Origin of the sequence: Streptomyces sp. NPDC006309 (assembly GCF_040613095.1) — a bacterium.
GTDB lineage: Bacteria > Actinomycetota > Actinomycetes > Streptomycetales > Streptomycetaceae > Streptomyces.
The window spans coordinates 50437-62546 of the sequence record NZ_JBEXRO010000019.1; the positions used below are offsets into that span (position 1 = coordinate 50437).

General features: G+C 70.3%; 6 protein-coding genes and 3 pseudogenes. 4 read left to right on the top strand and 5 right to left on the bottom strand.

The genetic code is table 11. The features are described from left to right. Positions 1–140 precede the first annotated feature (140 nt). Positions 141–951, bottom strand: a pseudogene (modA, locus tag ABZ117_RS23370) (molybdate ABC transporter substrate-binding protein). Positions 952–1273: 322 nt separating this feature from the next. On the opposite strand from modA, the gene ABZ117_RS23375 reads away from it, so the two are divergent. Next, the gene (locus ABZ117_RS23375; RefSeq protein ID WP_356823642.1) at positions 1274–5521 is read left to right on the top strand and encodes a bifunctional nitrate reductase/sulfite reductase flavoprotein subunit alpha; all 4248 of its coding nucleotides are present in this window, start codon (positions 1274–1276) and stop codon (positions 5519–5521) included. 499 nt (positions 5522–6020) lie between these two features. Here ABZ117_RS23375 and ABZ117_RS23380 read toward each other — a convergent pair. Then, a pseudogene (locus tag ABZ117_RS23380) lies at positions 6021–6460 on the bottom strand (IS5 family transposase); the annotation flags it as partial. Positions 6461–6509: 49 nt separating this feature from the next. Between ABZ117_RS23380 and ABZ117_RS23385 the strand changes: the two are divergent. From ABZ117_RS23385 to ABZ117_RS23395, 3 genes and pseudogenes are all read left to right on the top strand, one after another. After that, positions 6510–6728 (top strand): annotated as a pseudogene (locus ABZ117_RS23385) (transposase); the annotation flags it as partial. A gap of 232 nt (positions 6729–6960) precedes the next feature. Beyond that, positions 6961–7329 (top strand): BlaI/MecI/CopY family transcriptional regulator, encoded by a 369-nt coding sequence (locus tag ABZ117_RS23390; protein WP_356823795.1) that lies wholly within the window; start codon positions 6961–6963, stop codon positions 7327–7329. 104 nt (positions 7330–7433) lie between these two features. Beyond that, positions 7434–8252, top strand: coding sequence for a M56 family metallopeptidase (locus tag ABZ117_RS23395; RefSeq protein WP_356823644.1), 819 nt, complete (start codon positions 7434–7436; stop codon positions 8250–8252). A 40-nt stretch (positions 8253–8292) separates the two neighbouring features. Here ABZ117_RS23395 and ABZ117_RS23400 read toward each other — a convergent pair whose 3' ends face one another. Genes ABZ117_RS23400 through ABZ117_RS23410 form a run of 3 tightly spaced genes read right to left on the bottom strand, consistent with a single transcriptional unit; the run spans position 8293 to position 12083 of the window. Beyond that, on the bottom strand, positions 8293–9099 hold the full coding sequence (locus ABZ117_RS23400; protein ID WP_356823646.1) for an MOSC N-terminal beta barrel domain-containing protein: 807 nt from the start codon (positions 9097–9099) through the stop codon (positions 8293–8295). Positions 9100–9146: 47 nt separating this feature from the next. Further along, a complete protein-coding gene (locus ABZ117_RS23405; protein WP_356823647.1) occupies positions 9147–10364 on the bottom strand; it encodes a 3-deoxy-7-phosphoheptulonate synthase in 1218 nt (405 codons plus the stop codon). Positions 10365–10418: 54 nt separating this feature from the next. Further along, on the bottom strand, positions 10419–12083 hold the full coding sequence (locus ABZ117_RS23410; protein ID WP_356823649.1) for an AMP-binding protein: 1665 nt from the start codon (positions 12081–12083) through the stop codon (positions 10419–10421). Positions 12084–12110: the final 27 nt, after the last annotated feature.

Here is a 12110-nt window from a genome sequence, read left to right on the forward strand (position 1 = left end):
CCTGCACTCGGCCAGCAGGCGGCGGACCTTGCCCTTCTGATGCGTGGACGGGTCGCCGAACCCACTTCCCGCCGCCGACGTGGCACGCCTGGCTCAGAGCGGTGGCAGGCGCCGGGCCGGAGGCCGGCCCGCGCCGGGGGTCAGGACTTGAGGAACCCGGCCTCGGTCAGGACCTTCCGGCCCTCGGCGGACTGCACCAGCGCGATGAACGCCTTGGCCGCCTCGGCGTTCTCGGAGTCCTTCAGCAGGGCGATCGGGTAGTTGATGGCGTCGGCCGACTCGGGGAAGTCCACACCCTCCACCTTGTCACCCGCGGCCTTCACGTCGGTCTTGTAGACGACTGCCGCGTCGGCCTCCTTCAGTTCCGCCTTCGGCAGCGCGGCCTTGACGTCCTCCTCGTAGGAGACCGGGGTGAGCTTCAGCTTGCTCCCGACCAGGGCCTCCTGGGCGGCGCCACCGCAGGGCACCGTCTTGTCGCACAGCACGACCTTCAGGCCGGAGTCCGTGAGGTCCTCGAGGAAGTCGATCTCGTCCGGGTTACCGGGCAGGGTGGCGATCTCCAGCTGGTTGCGGACGAAGGTGGCCAGGGTAGTGGCGTTGTCCTTCCCGTCCGTCACGATCTTCATGGCCCTGGGGCTGGCGGAGGAGAACACGTCGGCCGGGGCACCGCCGGTGATGCTCGCGGCCAGCGAGTCGCTGCCGCCGAAGCCGAAGGTGACCTTCGTCCCCGGGTGGGCCTTCTCGAACTCCTCGCCCAGCGTCGTGAAACTCTCCTTCAGCGAGGCCGCGGCGAAGACGGTCACGTCACCGGACAGCTTCGGCGAGGCCGATCTCGACGCGGAGGAGTCCGCGGACGCCGACGGACGAGCAGGCCCTCAGGGCCAGCAGCGCGGCGGCGCTCGCACCGGTCACCTGAAGCATCCGGCGGGTCCGGCGCACGGAACGGGTCATCACGAGGTCTCCTCGGGGGTGGCGCGGCGTCCAGGTGGATCGCTGCGAGACGGTAGAGAGTGATCATCAAGGTCATGTCACGCTAACCAGCCATGCGGAGTTGCGCCCTGTGGACGGGGCCCGCGTCACCCCCGTGAGGATGCCGGTTCCCTCGTCTCACAGGGTGCCGGCGTGGGGTGTGCGCGGGGTGTAACCCCGGGTGCTCCTGGCGTGTGACTCACCGGTAATTCGATCTTCCTACGGTGCTGATCCTGGGATGCCCGCCGCCTGGCTGGGCCGTCCCGGCTCGGGACGGTACACACGCGGCGGGGGTGGAGTTTCGGTGGTATCTGGCTCGAAGGACGGCAGCATCCGCACGGTCTGCTCGTACTGCGGGGTCGGCTGCGGCATCGTGCTCGACATCACGCGGGACCCAGCCGACGGCCGCCGCCGCGCGGCGAAGGCGTCCGGGGACAAGGCGCACCCCACCAACTTCGGCCGCCTGTGCACCAAGGGGGCCACCAGCGCGGACATGATGGCCGCGCCCGGACGGATATCGAAGGCGCTGGTGCGGGCCGAGCGCGGCGCCGAGCCGGCCGAGACCGACGTGGACGAGGCGATCTCGGCGGTCGCCGCCCGCCTGCGGGCGATCCTGGACGAGCACGGCCCGGACGCGCTCTCCTTCTACGTCTCCGGGCAGATGTCCCTGGAGGCGCAGTACCTGGCGAACAAGCTGGCCAAGGGCTTCGTCCGCACCAACCGGATCGAGTCCAACTCCCGGCTGTGCATGGCCAGCGCCGGCACCGGATATAAGCTGTCGCTGGGTGCGGACGGCCCGCCCGGCTCCTACCAGGACTTCGATCACGCGGACACGTTCTTCGTCATCGGCGCCAACATGGCCGACTGCCACCCGATCCTCTTCCTGCGGATGATGGACCGGATCAAGTCGGCCGGAGCCAAGCTGATCGTCGTCGACCCGCGCCGCAACGCCACCGCTGACAAGGCCGACCTCTTCCTGCAGATCAAGCCCGGCACCGACCTCGCCCTGCTCAACGGCCTGCTGCATCTGCTGGTCGCGAACGGTCACACCGACGAGGAGTTCATCGCCCAGTTCACCGAGGGCTGGGAGACGATGCCCGCCTTCCTCGCGGACTACCCGCCCGAGAAGGTCGCGGAGATCACCGGCATCCCGGAGGCCGACATCCGCCAGGCCGCGCAGTGGATCGGCGAGGCCGGCGAGTGGATGAGCTGCTGGACCATGGGCCTGAACCAGTCCACCCACGGCACCTGGAACACCAACGCCCTGGTCAACCTGCACCTCGCCACCGGCGCCATCTGCCGTCCGGGATCCGGCCCGTTCTCGCTGACCGGCCAGCCCAACGCCATGGGCGGCCGGGAGATGGGGTACATGGGGCCGGGGCTGCCCGGTCAGCGCTCCGTCCTGGTCGACGCCGAGCGCGCCTTCATCGAGAACCTGTGGAGCATCCCCGAAGGCTCATTGCGCACCGAGGTCGGGCGCGGCACGGTGGAGATGTTCGAGCAGATGGCCGCCGGTGACATCAAGGCGTGCTGGATCATCTGCACCAACCCGGTCGCCTCGGTCGCCAACCGCAAGACCGTTATCGCCGGCCTTGAGGCCGCCGAACTCGTCATCGTTCAGGATGTGTTCGCCGAGACCGAGTCCAACGCCTACGCCGACGTCGTGCTCCCTGCGACGCTGTGGGCGGAGTCCGACGGCATCATGATCAACTCGGAGCGGAACCTCACCCTTGTACAGGGCGTCGTCGACCCTCCCGGACAGGCGCTGCCCGACTGGCAGCTGATCGCCCGGGTGGCCTGCGAGATGGGCTTCGCCGAGGCGTTCACGTACGACTCGGCCGAGGAGGTGTTCGAGGAACTCAAGCAGGCGTGGAACCCCAAGACCGGCTGGGACCTGCGCGGCGTGAGCTACGAGTGGCTGCGCATCACGCCCGTCCAGTGGCCGGCGCCGGCCGCCGAGGGCTCGGACCGCAACCCGATCCGCTACCTCAACGACGGCGTCAGCCAGGCCCTCCTGGAGCGTGAGGACGGCTCCCGCCCCCGTCTGGCCTTTCCGACCGCGAGCGGACGCGCGCAGTTCTTCGGCCGCCCGCACCTGCCGGCCGCGGAACTGCCCGACGACGACTACCCGTTCATCCTCAACACCGGCCGCCTTCAGCACCAGTGGCACACCATGACCAAGACGGGCAAGGTGGCCAAGCTCAACAAGCTCGACCCCGGCCCGTTCGTGGAGGTCCACCCCGAGGACGCGGACAGACTCGGCGTCGTCGACGGCGATCACCTGGAGGTCGCCTCCCGGCGCGGGCGTGCCGTGCTGCCCGCCGTGGTCACCGACCGGGTCCGGCCGGGCGACTGCTTCGCGCCCTTCCACTGGAACGACCTGTTCGGCGAGTACCTGAGCATCAACGCCGTGACCAACGACGCCATCGACCCGATCTCCTTTCAGCCCGAGTTCAAGGTCTGCGCCGTCACCCTCGCCAAGACGGCCCCACCCGTCCCGGCCACCCGCCCGAGCACTCAGCCGGAGACCACACCCGTGCCCCCCGCCCGCGTGCCCGTAGCGACCGCCGCAGCCGCCCCGGCGGATTCGCCCGTCCACGCGCTCGCCGCGCTGTTCGGCATCACCGACCTCGCCCCCGCGCCGTTGGCCGAGCCGGAGCGCCGCTACCTCTCCGGCTATCTCTCCAGCCTCGCCGCCACCCCACCCGACGGGCGCGTCCCCGTCCTGCCGCCGAGCGCGCCCTTCACCCCGGACAGCGCCCTGTGGGTCGACGGTGTCCTCGCCGGCATGTTCTCCCGCACCGCCGCACCCGCCGCCACGGCACCCGCCCTCGTCCCTGCGCAGACCGGTGCCCCGGCAGCCGATGCGGCCGTACCGACCCGCCGCCTGGTCATCCTGTGGGCCTCCCAGACCGGCAACGCCGAGGAGTTCGCCGCCACCGCCGCCGCCCGCCTCACCGACTCCGGCCGTACCGCCGAGCTGCTGCCGATGGCCGAAGCCTCCCCGGCCCAGCTCACCCCGGACACCGACGTACTCCTCCTCAGCAGCACCTTCGGCGACGGCGACGCCCCAGACAACGGCGCCGGCTTCTGGCAGACCCTCTCCGCTGCAGATGCCGGGCGCCTGGAGGGCATCCGTTACGCGGTTCTCGCCTTCGGCGACTCCAACTACGACGACTTCTGCGGCCACGGCCGCCGCCTCGACGAACGTTTCGACGCCCTCGGGGCCACCCGGCTCGTCCCCCGCACCGACTGCGAGCCCGATTTCGAGGGACCCGCCGAACAGTGGCTCGGGCAGGTCGTCAGCGCCCTGGCCACGGCCGAAGACCGGCAGCCCGTGCCCACAGGAGCGGTCGAGCCGGCCACACCGGCACCCACCGCGCCCGCACCGGCCGCCGCACCATCCCCGCCACCGCCTGCCGCCCCGGCCGACTACACCAAGGCATCCCCCTTCGCCACCCTCCTCGTCGGCAACAGGCTGCTGAGCCTGCCCGGTTCCGAGAAGGAGGTCCGCCAGTTCGCCTTCGACACCCGCGACGGCGAACTCGCCTACGAGGCCGGTGACGCCCTCGGCGTCTGGCCGGCCAACGGGGCCCCGCTCGTCGCCGAATGGCTCGCCCTCACCGGACTCGACCCCGACGAACCCGTCGACCTCGGCGACGGCACACCCCTCCCCTTCGAGGAAGCCCTGCGCACCCGCCTGGACATCGCCCGCATCACCACCGACCTGCTCAAGTTCGTGACGGACCGCACCGGCAACCATGACCTGAAGCGTCTGCTGCGCACGGACAACAAGGACGCGCTCGCGCAGTGGAGCTGGGGCCGCCAGGCCGCCGACGTCCTCGCTGAATTCCCTGTCCGTGCCTCGGCCGCGGAGTGGGCGGCAGTCCTCAAGCGTCTCCAGCCCCGCCTGTACTCCATCTCCTCCAGCCCGCTCGCCCACCCCGGCGAGGTCCGCCTCACCGTCTCCGTCGTCCGCTACACCAACGACCTCGGCCGCGACCGCAACGGCGTGTGCTCCACCTACCTCGCCGACCACGCCGACGACGGCCCCGTCCAGGTCTTCGTACAGCGCTCACCCCACTTCCGCCCGCCCACCGACCCCGCCACCCCCATGATCATGGTCGGGCCCGGAACCGGCGTGGCCCCCTTCATCGGCTTCCTCGAAGACCGCCAGGCCCGCGGCCACACCGGCCCCAGCTGGCTCTTCTTCGGCGAACAGCGCGAAGCCACCGACTTCTACTACCGCGAGGACCTGGAGGCGTACCAGGCGTCCGGCCACCTCGACCGCCTCGACCTCGCCTTCTCCCGCGACCAGCGCAACAAGATCTACGTCCAGGACCGCATGCGCGAACACGGCCCCCGCCTGTGGCAGTGGCTCCAGGACGGCGCCCACTTCTACGTATGCGGCGACGCCTCCCGCATGGCCACGGACGTCGACCAAGCCCTCAAGGACATCGCGGCCACCCACGGGAGCATGGACAACGACGAAGCCGCCGCCTATGTCAGGCGCCTGTCCGCGGACAAGCGCTACGTCCGCGACGTCTACTGACAACACCGTACGCAGTGGGCGCAACGAGTCGCGGCGACCTGGCCCGTTCTGATGCTCGCGGTCTGCAACCCGGGCGGCGGCCAACCCGCGTACCTGAGCGGCATCCGTACGCTGCCACCGGTCTGTGCGCTGTCCCAGCAGGCGTTCAATGCGCTGGCCGACCGATGGCCCGACGAAACACGTGTTCTGTTGGCCTGGTGCCAATGGGAGTTCGGGCTGTAAGAGGTCCTGACGAAGGCGTTCGACGTGCCGGTGGGTGCGCCTGGCCACGCGGTCGGCAGCACCCCCCGCACCGCGTCCCGCGCCGACGCAACCGGCACTGCGGTCGGCGCCGCAGGGAGTGCCGCCGCACGCAAGCCCGACCACACCCTGTGTGAGTGCGGCGTACGGCGGTGAGCCTGCCTCGGCGAAAGCCGTACCGAGTTACTGCGGAGAATCGCCCCGCTGCCCGGCCGTGATCACCACTGACAGGGGCTTCCGGCCCTGCTCAACGGCGAGGGTGGATCTTGCTCGTCAGTCCGCCCCGGGACCGCCCGAGTCCATGGTCGGCCGGTTCGGCGAAGACTCCGCCGGGTGGCTCCTTCTGGAGACCCCCTTTTCGACGCCCCGGCGGCGTGCTGATGCGCCCTGCACACAGTGGAGTCGACGTTCACGTCCCAGGTGATCAGCCCCTTCGCATCCGCCTCGGCCTGCAACTGGGTGAGGATCCGGGCCCACGTCCCATCCCGCTGCCAACGCCGGAACAGGTCATAGACCCGGTCCCACGGCTCATAACGCTCCGGCACATCGCGCCACGGTGCCCCGGTACGGGTCCGCCACCGTATGCCGTCTGTCAGCTGCCGCCGCGTCCACACCTGCGGACGACCCGGCTTGATGCCCCGCGGCAGCAGCGGCTCAAGACGGGCCCCATTGCCCGTTCGTCGGATTCCCACGTCCCACGAAAAGTGATCACCAACTAACAAGATCCACTTTCGCGACAGACCCTAATGGATTCACCCCGATACCGAAGCGGTGGGCGGTCGAACGGACCTATGGCTGGCTCATGCTGCACCGCCGACCGGCCCGCGACTACGAAACCCTGCCCACCCGCTCCGAAGCCGTGATCCACATAGCCATGACAGACCTCATGGCCCGCCGCCTCGCCAGCGAGAACACCATCTCCTGGCGCGACCCGACGCCCCGGACCAAACACCGAATTCCGGGATGAGACAAAGGGAGAAAATGAGCTCTGACCCCGCGTGTTCCTCCTTCCCGAGCGTCTCCCACCGGGCCGGTGACGTTGACAGGCGACTTCCGGTTGGCGGAGGCCGACTGCCAGCGGTTCAGGGGATTTTCGGACATGCGCGGCTGCATTCGGCGAGGCGGGAGGGATGTCCCGGGCCGGACGGCCCTCTACGATGGCTGACGACGGTGGCGCCGAAGGAGATGGGGCAACGGGAGTGCGACGGCTGGGGGATCTGGAAGCGGAGATCATGGACCGCCTGTGGAGCTGGGGCCGGCCGGCGACCGTGCGTGAACTCGTCGACGATCTCAACAAGCAACGTCCACTGGCCTACACGACGGTCTTGACCGTGGCCGACATCCTCCACGGCAAAGGTCTGCTCCAGCGGGAGAAACTGGGCCGAGCCTGGCAGTACACGCCGACACGCAGTCGTGAGTCCTACACGGCGGCTCTCATGCAGGACGCCCTGGGCGTGAGTTCCGACCGCTCCAGCGCCCTGGCCCATTTCGTCGAACGGATCACCCAGGACGAACAGGAGGCACTCCGCCGGGCTCTGCGATCGCTCACCAGCGACCAGCCAGAGTGATCGGTTCCATCGTTCTGGGCGGGTATGCGGCGATCGTCGGGGGCGTCGTTCCGCACTCGCTCGCCCGGGCTCGGTGGCCGTTGCGCGCCCCCAGGACCGCGCTTGTGCTCTGGCAGGCGCTGATGGTGTCCTTCATCGTCTCGGTGGCACTGGCCTGGTGTCACGCGAACACCGCCAGCCAGCATCTGCACGGGCTCCTCGGCACGGCCGAGAGGTGGATCAGTGGTCCGCACATCGCGGACCCGTCCACGGAAGACGAGTCCGCCCGAGGCGCGGAAGGCATCGAGCTGTTGGTGCCGATCGGTCTCACCACGCTGTGGCCGGCCTCCTGGTTCGTCACGGTCTCTCTCTCCGCCCGTCGCCGCAGACGCCGCCACGCCCGCCTGCTGGACCTGGCCGGTCGGCCGGTGCCCGAGCTGGGCGTCATGGTCCTCGACCACGACACTCCAGCCGCGTACTGTCTGCCGGGGCGTCCGGGCCGTGTCGTCGTGACCAGCGCAGCCCTGCGATCACTGACGCCGGCCCAGTTGCAGGCCGTCCTGGCACACGAGCGTGCCCATCTGACCGGCCGTCACCATCTGGTCTCGGCGACCGGCGAGGCGTTCGCGCGCGCCTTCCGCGTTCTGCCTCTGGCCCGTACCGCGCGGGAACACATGGCGGATCTCCTGGAGATGGTGTGCGACGACCATGCGTTGCGCAGCGCGTCCGCCAGGACCCTCGCGGAAGCGATGTGCGAGGTCGCGGCGGGCGGCTCGCCGCAGTCCACGTTCGCGGCCGGCGGCACGGCTGTACTGGCCCGCCTTCGACGGCTGCTGCGGCCGAGTGCCCCGCTCAGTCGTGCGGCACGCTGGGCCATCGTGCTGCTCGGTGCGGGCGCCGCCGCGCTCCCCTACTTCATCACCTGCGGGCCCGTGCTCGGCTGACCGGTCTTGAGGGACGGCTGTCCGGGGCGGGCTCAGTCGCTCAGTCGAGGAGTACGGGATCGCCCCAGCCGATCCGGCCAGGGGTGATCACCTGGGCGTGGACTCCCGCGCAGGGGTGAAGGCCCATCCCCGTCAGCGGTTCCCGCCGGTTGTGCTGCGCGGGGACGCGCAGGGCGTGCGGATCGCGGGGCAGTGGACCGTGCGCGAGGGTGGGCACCGCGCAGCGCGGGGTGGGGACCGTGATCCGCAGCCGCAGCTCCGGGCCGACCGTCAGTTCCCGGCCGATCCAGGCGTTCTCGACGAACCCGCGCTCGTCGGTGTGGATCACGATGTTCGGCCGGTAACGCTGGAGTTCCACCGTCCCCCGCGGGCTCAGTTCGCCGATCCGGTCGAGGGTGCCGGTGGTGAGCAGGTGGAGGGGGGAATGGTCGAAGAAGGTCCCGGGTGGCAGCGCGATGGCGTGGACGTCGACTTCGGCATCCGCGCCCGCGTGCAGGACCTGGTCGGGCTGGGCGCGGTCGAGAGAGGCGCCCGGTGGCGGCTCGGCGGTCAGGGTGACCGGACGCCCGACGATCTCCGACAGGCCGTCGTGGTCGACGCGTGTGTTGTCCGGTGCGACGACCCGAATGCCGTCGTCCGTCGTCACCGCCGAGAGCGTCAGCAACCGCCGCCACAGGCGAGGGTTCTTCGCGCTGGCCACCTTGCCGGTCTCCGAGTCGAGCAGCGCGAGCGTCCGGTCACCGTCCATGCCACGTTCGGTGACGTCGACAGCGGGCAGCTCCTCTCCGAGCATCGATTTCACCGGGTACCGCCACAACGCCCGCACCGTCCCGACATGTTTCGCCATGCCCTCCGCCTCTCTGAGTGCCGCTGGTCATCGGTGATGTCGGCCGGTCATCGACGGAAGAGCAGCTCGATGAGTTCGTGGGCCTGCTCGGGGTTGAGGCGCGGGTCGCACAGGGTCTCGTAACGGCGGCTCAGTGACGCCTCGTTGCGGACCTTCGCGCCGAGGCACTCGGTGACGTCGGTCGCCGCCGTTTCCAGGTGCAGGCCTCCCGCGTGCAGTCCACGCCGCTCGAGTACGCGCAGGAAGGCGGTGGCCTCCTCAGCGATGGCACGCAGATGCCGGGTCTTGGTCCCACCGGGTGTCACCACGGTGTTGCCGTGCATGGGGTCGGTCGCCCACACGACCGGATGGCCCGCCCTGCGCACGGCGTCGACGATGTCCGGCATGTCCGGGGTGACCCGGGCCCGGCCGAACCGCAGGATGAGCGTCAACCGGCCGGGGCTGCGCTCCGGGTCGAGCAGCTCGCACAGCCTGACGACGTCCTGGGGACGCGCGGTCGGTCCGATCTTGCAGGCGACCGGGTTCTGGACGGTGGCCAGCATCTCCACATGCGCGCAGTCGGGTTGCCGGGTCCGTTCACCGATCCAGGGGAAGTGGGTCGAGGCGAGGTACTCGGCGCCGCCCGGGGCGGTGCGGACCAGTGGGCCCTCGTAGTCGATGATCAGAGCCTCGTGACTCGTCCACGGCCCCAGCACGGCTCGGTGGGTGCCTGCTGCCGCGCGCTGCCGCCGGAGCCGGCGGAGCTGACCGGCCACCCGGGTGGCGGCCTCGTGCGCGAGCAGCATCCGGCGGGGGTCGTGCCGTCTCGCCTCGGGGCTGGGTTCCTCGGAGTTGACCATATGGCCGCGGAACGCCGGGAGTTCGACGTCGGTGTGGCGCTCGGTGGGCGCCGAACGCGGCTTGGCGAACTGCCCCCCGATGCGACCGATCCGGACGGTCTCCTGGCCGGTCCGGGCGGTGAGAAGGTCGCCCAGCGAGTCCAGGGCGGAGAGCTTGCCGGCGACGTGCTCGGCCGTCTGCTCGGCAAGGCTCTCGGCGCAGTCACCGATCTGGAGGAGCCGGGCCTCACCGGAGGCGACCGCCGCCAGGCCGGCGCGCAGCTCGGTCACCTCGGAGTGCAGTGCCAGCGGGACGGCCCGGAGCAGGGAGCGGCGGGTTGCCGCGTAGGCGCTGTGGCCCCGCCAGGCGGGCTGTTGTCGGGCGGGCAGCAGGTCCCAGACCAACGGTTCGTCGTCTCTCGGGTCCTCTGCCGGGCAGGAAGACATGAACGGTTCTCTTTCCGATGGGCTTTCCAGTGGTCGGGGGGCCTGCCGCTCGGGTCAGCCCGCGGTCTCCGGGCCGGCGAGCATGGTCGAGACCCGCTCGGTCAGCTGCCGCTTGTCCACCTTGCCGACCGTGGTGAGCGGCAGCGCGTCGAGGCGTTCGAGGCGGTCGGGCAGCTTGTAGGTGGCGAGGCCGCGGGAGACGAGGAAGTCCACGGCGTCGGCATGGCTCAGGCCGCGCCCCGGCGCGACGACGACGAACGCGCAGATCCGCTCACCGAAGGCGGGATCCGGGAAGGGCACCACGGCGGCGTCGTGCACGGCCGGATGGGCCAGGAGTTCGTTCTCGAGCTCCTCGGCCGCCACCTTTTCCCCGCCCTTGTTGATGACCTCCTTGGTCCGGCCCACGGCGACCACGTATCCGTTCGGAAGCAGCCGCACCAGGTCACCGGTGCGGTAGTGACCGTCCGCGGTGAACGCCGTGAAGTTGTGGTCTCCGGCGAGGTAGTAGCCCCGCAGGGTGTACGGGCCGCGGGTCAGCAGTTGTCCCGTGGCCCCCACCGGCACCTCACGTCCGTCCTCGTCCACCACCTTGAGTTCGTCGGCCGGGGACAGGGGCCGGCCCTGGGTGGTCGCGATCAACTCATCGGGGTCGTCGAGCCGCGTGTAGTTGAGCAGGCCTTCGCCCATTCCGAAGACCTGCTGCAACTGGCAGCCCAGACTCCCGCGCACCCGGCGGGCGGCCTCGGCCGGCAGCTTGGACCCGCCGACCTGGAGCAACCTCAGCGTGGAGATGTCGTCGTCCAGCCACTCCACGGCTTGCATCCAGAGCATCGCCAGTGGAGGGACGAGGGCCGTCATCGTGACGCCTTCCTCCTCGATCAGCGCGAAGGCGTGATCCGGGCTCGCGTCGCGGGCGAGCACCACCCTGCCGCCGGCGTGCAGCGTGCCGAGCGCCCCCGGGCAGCCGAGTGCGAAGTTGTGCGCGACCGGCAGTGCCGCCAGGTACACGGTCCGGCGGTCCAGCTCGCAGACCTCCGAGCTGGCCCGGAGGTTGTAGGCGTAGTCGGTGTGCGTCCTCGGGATGAGCTTCGGTTGCCCCGTGGTACCGCCGGACAGCAGGAAGAACGCCACGTCCTCGGGGCCCGACGGCTCGGGGGCCGTGGGCCGCCCGGCCGTGTCCCCGGCGGCGGTCTCATGGCCGTCGGGGGTGTCCAGAGCGGCCAGGGGGACGAACTCGGCCGCGTCACCGGCCACCATGACGTGCTTCAGACCCGGAACGCGCTGTGTGACCTGACGTGCCAGATTCCGGTAGTCGAAGCCGAGGTCCTGATCGACGATGACGTAGGCCGTCGCTTCGGTGAGTGCGGTCAGTGCGCCGATCTCGTGCTCCCGGTGGGCGGGGAGCGCCAGCACCGGCAGCGCGCCGAGCCGGCAGAGCGCGAAGAACACGGGAAGGAACTCGAGCACGTTGGGCAGCTGGACGACGACCTTGTCGCCCGGGGCGATGCCCAGCCGTCGTAGCCCGCCGGTCAAGCGGTGGGCCCAGCTGTCCAGTTCCCGGTACGTCAACCGGTGATCGCCGGCCGTGACCGCCACTCTGTCCCCGTAGGCATCCGCCCAGACGGTGAGCAGTCCGCCGATCGTGACATCGCGCCAGTAGCCTTCCTCCCGGTACTTCTGTGCCAGTTCCTCCGGCCACGGCACGAAACCCGCAAGCATGTGATTCGGCTCCATCTCGTCGGTGAT